The organism is Paenibacillus sp. FSL L8-0494, from assembly GCF_038003695.1.
GTDB lineage: Bacteria > Bacillota > Bacilli > Paenibacillales > Paenibacillaceae > Paenibacillus_AQ > Paenibacillus_AQ odorifer.
Genome location: NZ_JBBOPQ010000001.1, coordinates 6,040,268 through 6,056,621, shown reverse-complemented (window position 1 = coordinate 6,056,621; position 16,354 = coordinate 6,040,268). Strand labels below are relative to the sequence as shown.

The window sequence follows — 16,354 nt, the reverse complement described above, 5'->3', positions numbered from 1 at the left end:
CAGGACAGGAGGAATATACATGGGAGAGAGCAAGAACTCCGGACAGCATGAGTTATGGTACAAGCAGCCGGCGGCTGTATGGGAAGAGGCGCTGCCCGTAGGTAACGGCAGGCTGGGCGGCATGGTCTTTGGTGGAATCGAAGAAGAACGGATTCAATTAAATGAAGACACCTTATGGTCGGGTTTCCCGCGGGATAAAGCCAATTATGAGGCACTGCGGCATTTAGCCCCAGCCAAACAGCTAGTAGCAGAGGGAAAATACAAGGAAGCAGAAGCACTGGTGGACGCCAAAATGTTAGGCAGCCGGACGGAATCCTATCAACCACTTGGAGATTTGCGATTGAAGTTTAATTTTGCAGGTGCTGTAGAGGATTACCGGAGGGAGCTTGATCTGGATCGGGCGTTGGCTACGGTATCCTATACTGCCGGTGGTGTAAGGATCGTACGTGAAGTATTGGCCAGCAGACCGGATGAGCTTATAGCTCTTCATATCCGTGCGGAGGGGGGAGAGGGCCAAGCTACTCTGCCAGATTTCTGGGCGGATCTGGCATCACCACATCCTTTCAACTCGGAGATTACTCCGGATGGCATGCTGATTATGACTGGCCGTGCCCCGTCGCATGTGGCTGATAACTACGTAGGGGATCACCCGCGTGCCGTATTATATGAAGAGGGGCTTGGCATAAGTTTTGCTGCGGTTATGGAGATCCAGACGGAAGGTGGGACTTGTGCAGCGGAGAACGGCTCGCTGTTGATTTCTGGCGCGCACTCCATTACCCTTCGTCTGGCTGCGGCAACCGATTATGCCGGGTATGACCGGATGCCGGGAAGCGGTGGCAAGCTGCCAGCGGAATTGTGCCTAGAGCAGTTAGCTTCAGCCTCAAAAGGATACGCAGAGCTTAAGCAGCGCCACCTAGAGGATCATCAATCCCTGTTCCGCCGTGTGCAGTTGACGCTTGCATCTGCTGCCTCCCGGGGAGAGCTTCCGACTGATGAGCGAATGGCACAATACCGCGAAGGACAGGCGGATCCTGAACTGGAAGCGCTACTGTTCCAGTATGGCCGCTACCTGATGATTGCTGGCTCACGGCCGGGGACACAAGCTCTGAATCTGCAGGGCATTTGGAATCCCTATATTCAGCCACCATGGAACAGCAATTATACGACAAATATAAACACCGAAATGAATTATTGGCCGGCCGAGTTATGCGGATTGGGCGAATGCCATGAACCTTTAATAGATTTTATTACGGAGCTTAGCGTGGCTGGCAGCCGTACAGCGAATATTCATTATGCCGCACGCGGCTGGACAGTACACCATAATACCGATTTGTGGCGGATGACTTCTCCATCGGACGGTAAGGCGATGTGGGCTTTTTGGCCGATGGGCGGGGTATGGCTCTCTCGCCATCTATGGGAGCGTTACGCTTTCCGTCCAGATGAGGACTATTTGCGCACAGCTTATCCCATATTAAAGGGAGCCGCATTGTTTTGTCTGGATTGGCTAGTAGAGCTGCCTGATGGAAGATGGACTACAGGTCTGTCTACCTCGCCAGAGAATGTATTTCTGACTGCTGAAGGCATACCATGCAGTGTCTCGGCTGGCTCAGCCATGGATTTATCGCTCATCGCTGAGTTGTTCAAGCACTGCATTCAGGCTGCTGACATTTTAAATACCGATGTAGAGCTGCGTCAGGAGCTTATGCAGAAACAGAAGCAGCTTGCCCACCAGGGGATCGCACCGGACGGAACTGTCCGCGAATGGAATGAGGATTTCGCTGAACAAGAGCCTGGGCATCGTCATGTTTCTCATTTGTATGACCTGTACCCTGGGAACGTAATTAGCCCTTCCTCCACACCAGAGCTAGCGGAGGCGGCAACATTCACACTGAAGAAACGCATAGAACACGGAGGTGGCCATACAGGCTGGAGCGCAGCTTGGTTGCTTAATCTTTATGCGCGTCTGAAGGATGGCGAGAGTGCGGTTAGCTGTCTACGTCGCATTTTGCAAGATTCCAGTTTGCCGAACCTGTTCGGTAATCACCCTCCGTTTCAGATTGATGGAAACTTCGGAACTACAGCCGGGATAGCAGAAATGCTCTTGCAGAGTCATCAGGAGGGTCTGGAACTATTACCTGCTCTTCCAAAGGAATGGTCTGAAGGCAGCGTGAAAGGTTTGGTGGCACGTGGTGGCTTTGTCACGACTATAGAATGGAGCGGGGGCTGTTTAACAAGGGCAGAGGTTACCTCGACTCATGGCCGATCCTGCAGAATTGTTCAACACCAGCCTTTGCTCATTCAAAAACCGGATGGTACACAGATTGAAGGAGCGGGGCTGGAATTTGAAACAGCAATCGGAGAGACCTATATCATTACACCCCTAAAGAAATAATCCATATCGGTCTGGCTTAGTGGCTGTTCTCAGAGTAGAATTATTCTACAGAGAACAGTCTTTTTTTGCCCAAGTCCTCATTATCTATTAAATGGAGGGTTTTGAATAAGTCTGTAGGAGCCGGAGGATCAGAATAATTATGTGGAAAAAACGCTTCACGTTGGCAAAAGTCATTCTTGGAGGAGTGATTATTTGCGCAGCCATTCCCCCGACATTGTATTGGACCTGGGGGTATGCTTATGCGGCCACGACTTCACCGACCGTTCGTTCTGTGAGTGAAATTGCCCAGAAGCTAACCGGTGCGATGAATAATCGTAGAGAGACTATCACTTTTACTTATGAGGGGAAAACCTCGAATTTAAAAACACAGATACAAACGGGTCTAGATCAAGCGATGAATAGCGATCCCTATTTGTATTACATCATAGACAGCTACGGATACACTTATCGAGGGAGCAAAAGCTCTGTAAAGGTTACAGTAGAAGTGAAATACTTGGAAACGCTGGAGCAGACCGCTTTTGTGAACAAAGAAGTAAAGGCAACGCTCAAGAAGATCATTACACCGGGTATGAATAATCATCAGAAGGTTAAGGCTATCCACGACTGGGTGGTGCTGCGTCTGAAGTATGATACCTCTTATCGTAAATATACGGCTTATGAAGGTCTGAAGAGTGGCAGTGCCGTTTGCCAGGGGTATTCGCTGTTGACCTATAAGCTGCTCAAGGAAGCGGGATTCAGTAATAAAATCGTTGAGGGCACTGCAAAACAGCCGGGAGGACGCAGCCAGTCTCATGCTTGGAATCTAGTGCTGCTCGAAGGGAGATGGTATCATCTCGACACAACTTGGGATGACCCGACACCTGATAAAGCCGGCGTGGTAAGCACCGCGTATTACTTGAAGACTGATGCACAAATGCGTCAGGACCATAGCTGGACGAAGTCTTATCCGGCAGCCTCGGTTGCCTATTATAAGACCTTGTCGGCACTTGTAGAGCGTGGAGGACAGAGCGCCGGGGTGTATAAGCAGCTTCAGAAGGACCTTAATTATGAGCTGTATGCCGAGGAGCGGATTGTACGTTCAGCAGCAGATTTAATTCAGCTGGCGAATAAGGCTGTCGCTTCAGGAGAGGGATCTTTATTATTCCGTTATCACGGTAGTGGAACCCAGCTGAAGAATGATCTACAGGAGTTATATAAACTTGGACTAGAGGATGTGTCTTATTCTAGCACTTCTTTTGATAATACGGGTGATCTAAAAGTGTATGTGACTTGGGAATAGGCAAAGGGCTAAGTAAAATCAGGAGTTGAATATACTAGATTGATTTATATAAAAAGGGATATCCTGCAGCCTTTCAGGCTTCTGGATATCCCTTTTTTGAGGAGTCTATTTATTCTGGGTGAGTACTAAGATCGCATTTATCCAAAGGAATAATATTACTCTTGCGGAAGAAGCGATAGCCGGCCCAAATCAAGACGAATAATGGCAGGCTGATATAGGAAACGGCAATACCGTACCAGTCGATGCTTCCACCTGAGAAGGCGCCCATATTCTGGCCAAGGATGGCTACCGCACAAAGTACTAAGGCAAATATAGGTCCAAACGGGAACCATCTAGCCCGGTAAGGCAGCTCATCAAGGGAATGACCTTGAGCTATAAAGGCGCGTCTGAAACGATAATGGCAGACAGCGATGCCGAGCCAGTTAATAAATCCACACATACCGGAAGCATTAAGCAGCCAGTTGTATACGGCACCGTCACCAAAGAATGATGCCAAAAAGGCCAACATACCGACAGCTGTGGTCACGAGCAAAGCTCCAACGGGAACACCGCGGCGATTAAGCTTGCCTAGAGCACGTGGAGCCATTCCATCCTTAGCCATAGCGTACAGGACGCGGGTGGAGGCGTACATTCCCGAGTTCCCGGCTGACAATACGGAGCTGAGAATGACAGCATTCATGACGGATGCGGCAATAGCAAGCCCAGCTTTATTAAATACGATCGTAAATGGACTGACTCCGATATCATCAATACCACCGCGTAGCAGATCTGGATTCGTGTAAGGAATCAGCATTCCAATTACAAGTATAGCGAGGATATAAAAGATTAATATACGCCAGAATACTTGGCGAATAGCAATAGGTACGTTGCGGCGAGGGTTCTCACTCTCACCTGCTGCAACACCGATTAGCTCGGTGCCTTGGAAGGAGAATCCCGCAGCCATAAAGACACCGACGAAAGCGAAGAAGCCACCGTGGAAGGAGCTACCCCCGATCTGGAAATTGCTGAAGCCTACGGCTTTTCCACCCATGATTCCGAAAATCATCAAAACTCCGACAATAAGAAAGGCGATAACAGTAATAATTTTGATAATGGCAAACCAATATTCTGATTCTCCGTATCCACGAGCAGACAGGAAGTTAAGACCGAACATCAACAGCAGGAATACAAGACTCCAGAGAAAGGAGGGACTGTCCGGGAACCAGTATTTAATAATGACGGTGGCGGCAGATAATTCTGCTGCAATCGTAACCGCCCAGTTATACCAGAAGTTCCAGCCGATGGCGAACCCAAAAGCGGGGCTGACGAAACGCGTGCCGTAAGTGCTAAATGAGCCCGAATCCGGTAAATAGGTAGCGAGCTCTCCCAGACTGGTCATGAGGAAATAAACCATAACACCAACAGCCGTATAGGCTAGAAGTGCTCCACCGGGTCCGGCTGAAGCGATAGCGCCACCACTGGCGAGGAAGAGTCCAGTACCAATAGATCCTCCAAGCGCAATCATGGTCAAATGCCTTGCTTTAAATGATTTTTTTAGCTCAGGCGGGTTACTAATGTTGCCTTGTGCTAGATTTTGCTGCTTGCCCTGCATGATTTGACACTCCTTATGATCTAATCTTTCAATTCATGAACGGGGAGTGCTGAGCTGCTTCCTCCCGCAGAGCGAGAGAGTGTATTTGGTGGTCTCCATGAGGTAATGGACAAACACCAAACATACAAATTCTGTAAACGCAAAGAAACCGCAGACTATATCTGCGGTTTCCATCTATACAGCTCCGCATCATACTCCCTGTGAAGATAGCGCAACACATTATGACCTGCTGCTTATGCAGGTTATACAATGTGACAGTTCCGTGCCTTTCGGCAACGGCCCCAGCCTGCACCGCTGTCAGAGCGACAGTGCAAACTTCGGCAGATATTCCTTTCGACGCGATTCATAGACGGCTCTAACGTCTCCACGCGCGTACTCTTTATATCCGCGACCTCTACCTCATCTTAGTATGACGAGGCTATCTTTACTTCATTCATTTATAAACAACAGGAATTAGTATAAAGCAAGTTCGCAAGTCAAGCAATGACAAAATCCGGTAGGGAATGTTAGCTGCGACGACGCTCTGACATTTGCTGCCAAACGGTACCGGCAGCAGCTTCACCGGAAGCGATACGTTCCAAAGCCATTTTGGCCTGAAGTCCAACCTCAAATTCCGGATCTTCCGCCGCAACTGACAGCGCTGCTTGGGCATCGGATGTGCCCACCTCATAGAGGAAACGAGCTGCGCGCCAGCGGACAAGCTTGCTCTTATCCGTCAGTGCCGCCGTCATCACAGGCGTGGCGGCAGGATCGCCGATGTCGGACAGCGTATCGCCTGCCGTACGTCTCACGGCTGGCGCGCTGTCTGCCATCGCCTCATAGAGCAGCTCCATCGCTTCGGGCGTGCGAAGGTCGCCTAGATACACGACCGCAAGCCTGCGAATATGCAGCTTGGGATCGTGCAGCGCCGCCTTAAGCTCCGGCAGGAGCTCCGCCGTCGGCGTAAGATCCTCCAGCGCGGCGTAGCGCACGCGCCAATCCTCATGCTTCAGGTCTCGCAGCAGCTCATCCTGACTGCGGGTTCGTCTCTGCTCGACGAACTCGCCTTCAGCGCCGTGCGCAATGGCTTGCTGCACGAGAGAGTCGAGGCGTTCCTGCGGATACGCCGCTTCGACCTCTTGCTCCACCTCGCGTGCAATCTCCGCGGGCTCGCCATAACGCACGCCGTAATCAGTGAGCTTACGCTCTTTAATCATCACGGCGCTAGCCACATCCATAACCGCCTTCGTGAAGCGGTTTGCTAAGGAGATGCGCTCTTCATTCGCGCCGGTCTTAACGCGGATTTGCAGCGGAATTCCGCGGAACATCTGGACGAAGACTTGGGCTTCGCCGAAATGAGCGCCAGCGTTCTCATCGGCAAGATTCCAATCGTCAATTAAGCCTTCGCTGTTGCCGAAGCGGTTCTGGACTTCTCTTAGAATCGCTGCCCAATCCGCATTGCCCTTGCGTTCGAGCGCTGCAAAGTCAGCAGCATGATAGATGCTAATAACGCCCGGTATCGTTAACATTTCGCGTGCCCAGGCAGGTGCGGAACGTTCACTTTCTGGTGTATAGGTTCTGCGGATTCCAGGTTCCAGACTTTCGTCCAAATGAAGCTTCATCGTATTTGGACTTGGAGTCGGTTCAATAAAAGTAATCTTCATACGTAGCTCCCCCTTGAACGGTATATGCACCGCCATACTTTATACACATATTATCTCATTTCTGGCGTGAAACACAAAAGGGTGCTTAGATATTTTGCGGAAAAAGGGCGCACCCTTACCAAGTAACTTGTATATTTTGCAAAATACTCTGCCGTTCAATATAGTTGTATTATATTCGCTAAAGTAAAGCGTGCTCGGCAAACTTCTAAAGATGAGGTGCTCTATGGTTAAATTTCGCTACAATAACCTCGACAATGTGAGTACCGATAAAACACTTAAAGAGTTTCGTAAGTGGCGGGAGGAACGTCGACGGAAGAAAAAAGATTATTCATATGTAGTGCCAAGTACGCCACCGAGGTTAGCTTATCTGGCGGAGAATCGGCTGGAGACTACCATTACGTGGATTGGGCATTCAACGTTTTTTCTTCAATATGAAGGGATGAATATCATTACTGATCCAATCTGGGCGAGAAGACTAGGCTTTGAGAAAAGATTGGGGCAACCTGGGATTCCGCTCAGCGAAGTGCCTCCCATTGACCTGATTCTGATCTCGCACTCTCATTATGACCACTTGCATATGGCTTCTATCCGTAAATTATATAGAGCAGGGACAACCCTTGTTGTTCCTATAGGCTTGAAACGAAAGATGCTCCGCAAAGGATTTCGCAACTGCATAGAAATGGAATGGTGGCAGGAAAATACGCTGGGTAAAATTAAGCTTACCTTCGTGCCGACTCAGCACTGGACGCGGAGAACGCCTTGGGACACGAACACTTCGCATTGGGGAGGATATATTCTGCAGCCGATCGAATCGGATAGCGACAAGCTGCCCCCAAACCTGTATTTCGCAGGAGATAGCGGTTATTTTCCGGGTTTTAAGGAGATTGGGAGCCGCTATAAGCTTCATGTTGCACTCATGCCGATTGGAGCTTATGAACCGGAGTGGTTCATGACCTCGCAGCATGTAACCCCTGAAGAGGCTATACAAGCATTTGTAGATGTTGGAGCAGAGACCATGATTCCGATGCATTACGGCACCTATAGACTTGCTGATGATACGGCCCGGGAAGCGCTGGATCGGATGGAAAGTGCCCGGCTTAAACAGGGTATTTCTGAAGAACGAATCCGTACGCTTAGCTATGGCGAAACGCTTATTATACAACCCGAGAATCGTATAACTGGACAATAATTGAAAAAATTCCTCCTAACTGGCGACCTCTGTACAGCAGCTGGAATAACTTTAGTATTGGAGAGAACAGCTGAAAAGGCTATTTTACGGGCTTTTTGCTCTCTATTTATGCTATAATGAGCCGAAACCCTAAGTGAAAAGGATGGTAATGCGTAATGATTAGCACAAGCGGCGTAACACTCCGCTACGGAAAACGCGCTCTCTTTGAAGATGTAAACATAAAATTCACCCCTGGTAACTGCTACGGTTTGATTGGCGCCAATGGTGCCGGTAAATCAACCTTTCTGAAAATTCTGTCTGGCGAGATCGAAGCAAATACCGGTGAGGTACATGTTACACCAGGCGAACGTCTCGCAGTACTCAAACAGAACCATTTTGAGTATGATGAATTCCCAGTACTTGAGACCGTAATTATGGGTCACACACGCCTTTATGAAATTATGAAAGAAAAGGACACGCTTTATGCGAAGTCCGATTTCACAGAAGCGGATGGCCTGCGTGCAGGGGAGCTTGAAGGTGAGTTCGCTGAGCTTAACGGCTGGGATGCTGAGCCAGATGCAGCTGCCATGCTGATTGGTCTCGGAATTATGCGTGAACTGCATGACAAAAAAATGGCCGAACTGAGCGGCAATGAAAAGGTACGGGTACTCTTGGCGCAAGCCTTGTTTGGCCGTCCAAATAACCTGCTGCTAGATGAGCCTACCAACCACTTGGATCTCGAATCTATTGGCTGGTTAGAGAACTTCCTCATGGACTATGAAGGTACTGTTATCGTCGTATCCCATGACCGTCACTTCCTGAATAAAGTATGTACGCATATTGCGGATATTGATTTTGGCAAAATCCAAATGTACGTCGGCAACTACGACTTCTGGTATGAGTCCAGTCAGCTTGCGCAAGCTTTGCAGCGTGATTCGAACAAGAAGAAGGAAGATAAAATCAAGGAATTGCAGGCATTTATCCAGCGTTTCTCGGCCAATGCTTCCAAGTCTAAACAAGCGACATCACGTAAGAAACAACTTGAGAAAATTACACTGGACGATATTCGTCCGTCGAACCGTAAATATCCGTTCCTCAACTTCAAACCTGAACGTGAAGCGGGTAAACAATTGCTGACAGTCAGCGGTTTGTCCAAAGCGGTTGAAGGTGAAAAGCTTCTTGATGAAATCAGCTTTGTAGTAAACAAAGGGGATAAGATTGCTTTTGTGGGCCCTTACTCCCAGCCTAAATCACTGCTGTTTGATGTGATCATGGGTGAGCAAGAAGCGGATGCGGGGGAATATACATGGGGAGTAACTACAACTCAAGCGTATTTCCCGAAAGACAACTCCAGCTATTTCGATGGTGTAGAAATGAATCTTGTAGAATGGCTACGCCAGTATTCTAAAGATCAGGACGAAACTTTCCTGCGTGGATTCTTGGGCCGTATGTTGTTCGCCGGAGAAGAAGCACTGAAGAAAGCAAGCGTGCTGTCCGGGGGCGAGAAGGTTCGCTGTATGCTGGCCAAAATGATGCTCAACGGCGCAAACGTGCTTGTGTTCGATGAACCAACCAACCACTTGGATCTGGAATCCATCACGGCACTGAATAACGGGCTGATCGATTTCGATGGCACGATTCTATTCACTTCCCATGACCATCAGTTCATCCAAACCATTGCTAACCGCATCATCGAGATTACACCTACAGGTGTAATTGACCGCTCCATGAGCTACGATGAATATTTGGAGAATCCAGAAATTAAGGAAATGCGCCAGCGCATGTATCCTGTAGAAGTATAATATTTAATTTTCGCTATGCGGAAGGAACCCATGAAGCAGCTACTCTAATCCTTTTAGGATCAGGGTAGCTGTCTTTATAATTTCGATTTTGAAAAGTTATTAACAAGTAGAATTCTACGGGGAGTATACGCGGGGCTTCTAAGACGGGAGTCTTTAGCCCTTGAGTTTTCCAAAGCGCATGTTTTCAGCTGACTAATCGTACAATAAAGAGAATCAGTTATGAATTTGAAGAGTTCTAATCCATCCTATCAGGCAGGACGAACGTATAAACGGCTGCGTTTCCCCGAGGGATTCGCAGCCGTTTATGTTTAAATATAAGTAAATACTAAGATCCGCCAGTACGACGGCGTTGGTTGTTAGGCTTTTTGTTATTTTGGCTTTTTAGCGGTTTGGCGGAACCAGCCTGAAATGTGGATCCAGGTTTGGAGGAAGATTGTTGTTTCTTCTGCTCCAGTTTTTTACGGATAGCTTCCGCTAAGTTGATTTTTCCTTTATCGTTGCTTTCGCTCATTATGATAACCTCCTTCGAAGCAAGTCCTTACACTTTATTCTAATTGTTTTTAAATGCTGCCACAAGGGCAAGAATAATTGAAAGAATTCTTTTCCGTATTTTAAATAATCGGGGAAAAAGAGGGGGAGCCAAGATGACTGATATTTACGAAGATATACGTAAAGGGGAACGAGGAGCTTGGGTTAGCATAGCGGCTTACCTCATCCTATCATCATTCAAGCTGGTTTGCGGTTATTTATTTGCATCTAGCGCACTCGTAGCGGACGGGGTCAACAATTTAACAGATATCGTGGCATCCATAGCTGTGCTGGTGGGTTTACGGATTTCGCGGAAGCCACCTGACTCTGACCACGCTTATGGGCATTTCCGCGCAGAGACCGTAGCGGCGTTGTTGGCTTCTTTTATCATGGCGGTAGTGGGCATTCAAGTGATTGTAGAGGCGGTGCGGTCCTTTTTCGATCGTACAAAAGAAACGCCACAGCTCTTGTCGGCAGGGGTGGCTATTGTATGTGCAATGGCTATGATGGGGGTATATATATATAACAAAAGACTGGCCAAGCAAATTAACAGTGGGGCACTTATGGCAGCGGCTAAGGATAATTTTTCTGATGCTATGGTCAGTGTTGGAGCCGCAGTTGGGATTGTAGGCGCACAGTTTGGATTGCCATGGATTGATTCCGCAGCGGCTGTTCTTGTCGGACTCATTATCTCCAAGACTGCTTGGGATATTTTTCGTGATTCGACCTATCGGCTTACCGATGGCTTTGATGAAGATAAATTGATGGATCTACGCAGTACGATTGCTCGAACGCCGGGAGTAGAAGAGATTAAAGATGTGAAGGCACGGGTTCATGGTAATCATGTGCATGTGGATGTTGTAGTGGAGGTGGATGCGAATATTTCTGTGACGGAAGGTCATGAAATAAGTGATTCCATCGAAGAAAGAATGAGCAAAATGCATAATATTATGAATGTGCAGGTGCACGTGGAACCTAAAAAATAAATTAAAAATGCTATATTAAGGGAAAAACACACATATTCAAGGAGAAATCAAGACTTTAGACCTGTATGTTACCATAAAGTGGCATGATTATATGTGAAATTTGGAGCATGTTCCAAATCCCGGGCAAGCCTATAATGAGGGCATAAAGGAATAATGTAGTACAATCCTTTATTGAAATCTCATCATGGAATTTGGGGGAACGTATGATCAAATCACATAAGCAAATTACAGCATCTTTGTTAGTATCTGCTGCAATTGTTGCAGGTTTAGGAGTATCTGCTCCTGGACAAGCAGCGGCAGCCTCAAGTTCATCTAATTCAGTTACAGCAGCTTCAGCCGTTCAAACAGGTGTGATCGAGGCTAGTGTTCGCCTTCGCAGCACCCCTTCTACTGACGGAGAAATAGTGAAGTACTTGCAAAAGGGAGATCAAGTGCAGATCCTTTCGCAGCCTAACAGCTATTGGTATCAAGTAAAAACGGCTGATGGTTCAGTGGGTTATACAAGTGCAGGAGATAAGTATATCAGCGTATCCTCTGCTTCAGTAACGACACCATCGGCACAAACTGGCACCATTAAGTATGGTGTGAATCTTCGGGTTTCACCTTCAACAAGCGGAAAAGTAATGAAGCTTTTGAATAAGGGAGAAAAAGTAGAAGTTCTGGCACAGCCTAACAGTTACTGGTATCAAGTTAAAGCGGCGGATGGTAGCATCGGATATATAAGTTCAAGTGATCAATATAGTACACTTTCAGGAAACGGTGGGGGATCTGGAACGGTAACGCCTACACCAACGCCTACACCTACACCTACACCTACACCCAATCCGCCTATAACAACACCGGGGGCTTCAGCCCAAATCGAACGGGTAATTGCTGCAGGCATGGGATATCTAGGAACGCCTTATGAGTATGGCTCCAGCAGAAATGATACAAGAACCTTTGACTGCTCGGACTTCATCCGGCAAATTTTTATGGATGCTGCGAATCTCAAACTGCCGGCGGATTCCCGTCAACAAGGAGATTGGGTGAAGTCGAATAGTACGATGGTTACGTCTATTTCCAATTTGAAGCGCGGCGACTTAATGTTCTTTATGGATTATAAGGGGAATTCTGCTTCTGCTTATGAGGGAATCGACAAATCTACAGCTAGAATATCGCATGTTGCTATGTATCTAGGAGATGGACAAGTTCTACAAACTTATTCCGTAGCTTCAGGCGGGGTAAGAGTAGATAAACTAAGCGCTTCTTGGATGAATCGTTTTCTCTACGGAGGTTCGGTCATTCGCTAAATATATGAAAAATGCAGGAAGCGACAGCATCGCATGTTTGTGACGGGTGAACGATGGCGGGCGTACGCGCAAGAGGGCTATCCTTTTAGTAGAATTCTCTACTGAAGGGGTAGCTCTTCCTGTTTTATCTGTTCAGAATATGTACTCTCCACATAAAAAAAGGGCAGTACCATCGGCCATTTTTCTGGCTCTTGGGACACCCTTTTTTCGCATATTGATAATTAAGGTAAGATCACATTGGCTGTTACAGGAACCTTAACCCATGCTTTTCCTAGCCAAGTGTAGATTTCTCTCCATTCATTACCCCAAGTGTCCGAAATAACTTCACCTGTTGTATCAAGAGTCTGAACGCCAAGCCAGCCTGCTGGAATTATACCTCCGACGGAAAAGTAGAAAGGTGTTTTCTCGGTCAGCACTATTTGTGGTGTTGCTGGAATCATATCCGCTGGAGTGATAATTGTTTCAAAAGAATTGCTGTAAGTGCTTCCAGTTACGGTTGCAGGATCCGTAGTAGTGTTAGTTACTTCAGCTGCTGAAGCTGTAGCAGCAATGGAAGCCATAAGACCTAAGGCTACTGTAAGGCTGGCGATTTTTTTCATGTTTGGTTCCTCCTAGTGGGGATTGGATGTATTTTTTTCCAAAAGCGCTGTTTGCTAATATGCTAGTAAACGTAAATGATGCGTGATGAACCACCCATTCAACATTTCTTATTTTCTCAAGTGACATCCGTGCAGGAATGACCTATACTTTCTGCATGATGAATAAGATATATGGATAGATATGGGAGGGATACGACAGTCACACCATTAAAATGAGGGGCTACTACATAGATCTACCTCTGCGTCCCGTGAAGAGAGAAATTACAAACAGAACCAGGAAGACGAAGAACAGGATCTTAGCAAGACCAGCGGCGGCGGCTACAAGGTTGAAGAAACCAAAGATTCCGGCGATTACTGCGACTACAAGTAGTATTGCGGACCATTTTAACATTACATATCACCTATCCTTTTTTGATTAATGTAGTCATTGTATAAACGGGGACTTTGATTTTGAAACAAAAGGGAAGAGGGACTCTTGACAAGACTCGACAAGATGTTTCGGCTTATGGGACCAGGGGTAACTATGCAGTATACAAGGCTGATTAGCCGATATTTATGAGATATGGAAGGGGTTATGAATATGATCATTGAACTTAGTGTAGCTCTCGTCGCAATTGCATTCGCAGTACTTGTTTTCTTTTTAATTAAAACCTTAAAGTCGGCAAAGGATTCACTCGACAAAGTCAGCCAAACCTTGGTGGAAGTACAGAAGACGATGGATGAGCTTACTTATGAAGTGAAAACGACGGTCAGACACGCAAATGAAATCACTGCCGATGTACAGCATAAGATTCAAAAGATTGACCCAGTCATCGATTCTGTCAAGAATCTGGGTGATGTCATGAATGAGCTGACCTTAACGGTCAAACAAGTGTCAGTCACAGTGATTGAGAAATATCGTAAATCGCGTGAGCTGAAGGAGAAGAGTAAGGAAGTCTCTATAAAAGAAGCTCCGTTAACTCCTGCTGAAGAACGTACTGTTAACTCCTATGATGCCATTTATGCTGAGAAGTCACCGGGAAAAATAGCTACAGTGCTAAAAGGTGTAGACGTAGCTGCAACTCTTTGGAAGAAATTTCGTCATTAAGCATAAGATAGTAAAGCTTCTGTAATCGGTGGCTGCAGATAAGAAAGGTGGGACACAACATGAACATGATGATCCTTTTATTTGGTCTTCTTTTCCCATACTTTGATGCGTCTCCACAGTTGGCGCCTATCGCTACTTTTATTGAACAACCTAAGTCGGTTCTCGCATTTGAACAAGCTTCAGAATCCAGCCCATATATCAATGACTTTGATTCTCTGCAAGGTGTTGCTTTATATGCCACAAAGGAAGAAATGTTTCTGGCCAAAGGCAATCCGCTTGCGGTGACAAATGATCCATTACAAGAGACGGTGGAGTACCACTACGCAGATGTGACAGTGGGTGTGGGCGAGGGGATGGTACTTTATGTACATGTTTCACCTCCGCAAGCACGGCAGTTTGGTTTACATGTAGATGGTGTAGAAATCGATCCTGTAAGAGATAATTTGCAAGATACTTTGGGCAAACCGTATTTTATAGCTGAAGATGGGGATGTATATATGAGAGGGAATAATGCACTCAAAATATATCGAAATTTGGCGGGTGAATTTGAAGGAATTGATTTATTTGATAGTATTTCTTCCTAATGTGTTTCATATTTGAGCAAATTGGTTAATAAACATAGGCTGTCTTTAGAATAGAGTAACCTCCAGAACCACTAGGTATAGTGGGGCTGGAGGTTACTTTGCTGAATACGTAAATTGATCCTATGACTATATTTACATATTATGAAAATAGAAATAACACTGTAAAATAGCGTATGATAGAGTTAGTAGGTTTGCAGAATTTTACGGTCGTAATACTATTCGTGTGAGGTGAAGATGATGAGAATCTTAATCGTGGATGACAATCCGACTAATGTTATCATTATCCGTGAAATCCTGAAAAAAGAAGATTACCGAAATTTCGTAACCGCATCTTCTGCCAAAGAGATGTTGGAACGGCTTGGAATCGGTTCTGGGAGTGAAGATGGACGTCCCCGGATGTCAGATATTGATCTGATTTTACTGGATATGATGATGCCAGAAATGGATGGGATCGAAGCATGTCGTGTTGTGCAGCAATACGAACATCTTAAGGATATTCCAATAATAATGGTTACAGCTGTAGGCGATTCTAAGAAATTGGCCGAAGCGCTGGATGCAGGTGCAGTAGATTATGTTACGAAACCTATTAATAAAGTGGAGCTAATGGCCCGGATTCGGCTTGCTCTGCGGTTGAAAAGTGAGAAAGATTGGCATAAGGAACGGGATCAGCGGATTCAGGAGGAATTGAGACTGGCTGCACTCGTGCAGAATGCTGTACTCAGCCTACCCCTGCAGGAAGAGAATTTCGAGGTGCATGCTATCTATCAGCCTTCCTCTGAATTGGCGGGTGATTTATATGCCTGGTATCCCCTCGGGGATGGCCGATATGGCGTAATCCTCCTGGACATTATGGGACACGGTATATCGTCCTCTCTTTTTTGCATGTTCCTTGCGTCAGTATTAAAGGACACGGTAACTACTTATGTAGAGCCGGAAAAGGTAATTCAGGAACTCAATCGAAGGTTTAACCAACTTTATATTGAGAAAAAGCTGATTCAATACTATTTTACGACGATTTATCTTGTGATCGACACTCGTATAAAGCGTATTGACTACGTTAACGCCGGGCATCCACCTGCGCTATTTTTTGAGGGCGCAGCCAAGACTCCGGTCTTGCTGGAAAGCAATTGTCACCCTGTAGGCCTGTTTGAACGAATCGATATTCAGCCTCAGAGCTTGACCTACGAAGATGAAGGGCATTTGGTTCTCTATACAGATGGTCTGCTGGAGCTGGTTGAGGGTGAACAGGAAGAGCAGCTGAAGTTTATGATTAAGCATTTAAATGTTGAGCATGAATGGAAGGAAGAAACTATACGGGCTGCTTTTTTCAATGCTGATGTTCCTAAAGAGCGTGACGATGACAAATGTATAGTGTGGATCTCACTGAAGAAGGGAACAGAATGAGG

General features: G+C 46.5%; 14 protein-coding genes and 1 riboswitch. Of the genes, 9 read left to right on the top strand and 5 right to left on the bottom strand.

Translation table 11 applies throughout. The features are described from left to right. The first annotated feature begins 19 nt into the window (after positions 1 to 19). A complete protein-coding gene (locus tag NYE35_RS27310; protein WP_341122275.1) occupies positions 20 to 2,392 on the top strand; it encodes a glycoside hydrolase family 95 protein in 2,373 nt (790 codons plus the stop codon). A gap of 139 nt (positions 2,393 to 2,531) precedes the next feature. Beyond that, the gene (locus tag NYE35_RS27305) at positions 2,532 to 3,671 is read left to right on the top strand and encodes a transglutaminase domain-containing protein (protein WP_076224285.1); all 1,140 of its coding nucleotides are present in this window, start codon (positions 2,532 to 2,534) and stop codon (positions 3,669 to 3,671) included. Positions 3,672 to 3,780: 109 nt separating this feature from the next. Here NYE35_RS27305 and NYE35_RS27300 read toward each other — a convergent pair whose 3' ends face one another. After that, positions 3,781 to 5,262, bottom strand: coding sequence for an amino acid permease (locus NYE35_RS27300; protein ID WP_052097335.1), 1,482 nt, complete (start codon positions 5,260 to 5,262; stop codon positions 3,781 to 3,783). A 199-nt stretch (positions 5,263 to 5,461) separates the two neighbouring features. Further along, positions 5,462 to 5,667, bottom strand: a riboswitch (Lysine riboswitch). A gap of 101 nt (positions 5,668 to 5,768) precedes the next feature. Continuing rightward, complete coding sequence (locus NYE35_RS27295; RefSeq protein ID WP_341122274.1) at positions 5,769 to 6,905, bottom strand: virulence factor; 1,137 nt, start codon at positions 6,903 to 6,905, stop codon at positions 5,769 to 5,771. A 223-nt stretch (positions 6,906 to 7,128) separates the two neighbouring features. Between NYE35_RS27295 and NYE35_RS27290 the strand changes: the two genes are divergently transcribed. Together NYE35_RS27290 and NYE35_RS27285 are read left to right on the top strand one after the other, a co-directional pair. Next, the gene (locus tag NYE35_RS27290) at positions 7,129 to 8,094 is read left to right on the top strand and encodes an MBL fold metallo-hydrolase (RefSeq protein ID WP_076100575.1); all 966 of its coding nucleotides are present in this window, start codon (positions 7,129 to 7,131) and stop codon (positions 8,092 to 8,094) included. A gap of 155 nt (positions 8,095 to 8,249) precedes the next feature. Beyond that, positions 8,250 to 9,875, top strand: coding sequence for an ABC-F family ATP-binding cassette domain-containing protein (locus tag NYE35_RS27285; protein WP_038573336.1), 1,626 nt, complete (start codon positions 8,250 to 8,252; stop codon positions 9,873 to 9,875). Positions 9,876 to 10,200: 325 nt separating this feature from the next. Here NYE35_RS27285 and NYE35_RS27280 read toward each other — a convergent pair whose 3' ends face one another. Continuing rightward, the gene (locus NYE35_RS27280) at positions 10,201 to 10,386 is read right to left on the bottom strand and encodes a hypothetical protein (RefSeq protein ID WP_036680230.1); all 186 of its coding nucleotides are present in this window, start codon (positions 10,384 to 10,386) and stop codon (positions 10,201 to 10,203) included. 133 nt (positions 10,387 to 10,519) lie between these two features. On the opposite strand from NYE35_RS27280, the gene NYE35_RS27275 reads away from it, so the two are divergent. Together NYE35_RS27275 and NYE35_RS27270 are read left to right on the top strand one after the other, a co-directional pair. Beyond that, complete coding sequence (locus NYE35_RS27275) at positions 10,520 to 11,389, top strand: cation diffusion facilitator family transporter (protein ID WP_341122273.1); 870 nt, start codon at positions 10,520 to 10,522, stop codon at positions 11,387 to 11,389. Between the two features lie 203 nt (positions 11,390 to 11,592). Next, on the top strand, positions 11,593 to 12,678 hold the full coding sequence (locus NYE35_RS27270; RefSeq protein WP_341122272.1) for a C40 family peptidase: 1,086 nt from the start codon (positions 11,593 to 11,595) through the stop codon (positions 12,676 to 12,678). A 221-nt stretch (positions 12,679 to 12,899) separates the two neighbouring features. On the opposite strand, the gene NYE35_RS27265 is transcribed toward NYE35_RS27270, so the two are convergent. Beyond that, complete coding sequence (locus tag NYE35_RS27265; RefSeq protein WP_036680226.1) at positions 12,900 to 13,277, bottom strand: hypothetical protein; 378 nt, start codon at positions 13,275 to 13,277, stop codon at positions 12,900 to 12,902. Positions 13,278 to 13,500: 223 nt separating this feature from the next. Then, the gene (locus tag NYE35_RS27260; RefSeq protein ID WP_036680225.1) at positions 13,501 to 13,668 is read right to left on the bottom strand and encodes a DUF1328 domain-containing protein; all 168 of its coding nucleotides are present in this window, start codon (positions 13,666 to 13,668) and stop codon (positions 13,501 to 13,503) included. Positions 13,669 to 13,857: 189 nt separating this feature from the next. Here NYE35_RS27260 and NYE35_RS27255 point away from each other — a divergent pair, with 189 nt between their 5' ends. From NYE35_RS27255 to NYE35_RS27245, 3 genes are all read left to right on the top strand, one after another. Continuing rightward, the gene (locus NYE35_RS27255) at positions 13,858 to 14,364 is read left to right on the top strand and encodes a DUF948 domain-containing protein (protein ID WP_036680224.1); all 507 of its coding nucleotides are present in this window, start codon (positions 13,858 to 13,860) and stop codon (positions 14,362 to 14,364) included. A gap of 59 nt (positions 14,365 to 14,423) precedes the next feature. Further along, positions 14,424 to 14,948 carry a hypothetical protein gene (locus NYE35_RS27250; protein WP_341122271.1) on the top strand — a complete coding sequence of 175 codons (525 nt, stop codon included), beginning with the start codon at positions 14,424 to 14,426 and terminating at the stop codon, positions 14,946 to 14,948. A 237-nt stretch (positions 14,949 to 15,185) separates the two neighbouring features. Next, a complete protein-coding gene (locus NYE35_RS27245; protein WP_076179350.1) occupies positions 15,186 to 16,352 on the top strand; it encodes a SpoIIE family protein phosphatase in 1,167 nt (388 codons plus the stop codon). The last annotated feature ends 2 nt before the right edge of the window (positions 16,353 to 16,354 follow it).

Excerpts from the sequence above, each read along its gene's own strand:
- NYE35_RS27310 (WP_341122275.1), top strand. The coding sequence starts at position 20 with ATGGGAGAGAGCAAGAACTCCGGACAGCATGAGTTATGGTACAAGCAG.
- NYE35_RS27305 (WP_076224285.1), top strand. The coding sequence starts at position 2,532 with ATGTGGAAAAAACGCTTCACGTTGGCAAAAGTCATTCTTGGAGGAGTG.
- NYE35_RS27300 (WP_052097335.1), bottom strand. The coding sequence starts at position 5,262 with ATGCAGGGCAAGCAGCAAAATCTAGCACAAGGCAACATTAGTAACCCG.
- NYE35_RS27295 (WP_341122274.1), bottom strand. The coding sequence starts at position 6,905 with ATGAAGATTACTTTTATTGAACCGACTCCAAGTCCAAATACGATGAAG.
- NYE35_RS27290 (WP_076100575.1), top strand. The coding sequence starts at position 7,129 with ATGGTTAAATTTCGCTACAATAACCTCGACAATGTGAGTACCGATAAA.
- NYE35_RS27285 (WP_038573336.1), top strand. The coding sequence starts at position 8,250 with ATGATTAGCACAAGCGGCGTAACACTCCGCTACGGAAAACGCGCTCTC.
- NYE35_RS27280 (WP_036680230.1), bottom strand. The coding sequence starts at position 10,386 with ATGAGCGAAAGCAACGATAAAGGAAAAATCAACTTAGCGGAAGCTATC.
- NYE35_RS27275 (WP_341122273.1), top strand. The coding sequence starts at position 10,520 with ATGACTGATATTTACGAAGATATACGTAAAGGGGAACGAGGAGCTTGG.
- NYE35_RS27270 (WP_341122272.1), top strand. The coding sequence starts at position 11,593 with ATGATCAAATCACATAAGCAAATTACAGCATCTTTGTTAGTATCTGCT.
- NYE35_RS27265 (WP_036680226.1), bottom strand. The coding sequence starts at position 13,277 with ATGAAAAAAATCGCCAGCCTTACAGTAGCCTTAGGTCTTATGGCTTCC.
- NYE35_RS27260 (WP_036680225.1), bottom strand. The coding sequence starts at position 13,668 with ATGTTAAAATGGTCCGCAATACTACTTGTAGTCGCAGTAATCGCCGGA.
- NYE35_RS27255 (WP_036680224.1), top strand. The coding sequence starts at position 13,858 with ATGATCATTGAACTTAGTGTAGCTCTCGTCGCAATTGCATTCGCAGTA.
- NYE35_RS27250 (WP_341122271.1), top strand. The coding sequence starts at position 14,424 with ATGAACATGATGATCCTTTTATTTGGTCTTCTTTTCCCATACTTTGAT.
- NYE35_RS27245 (WP_076179350.1), top strand. The coding sequence starts at position 15,186 with ATGAGAATCTTAATCGTGGATGACAATCCGACTAATGTTATCATTATC.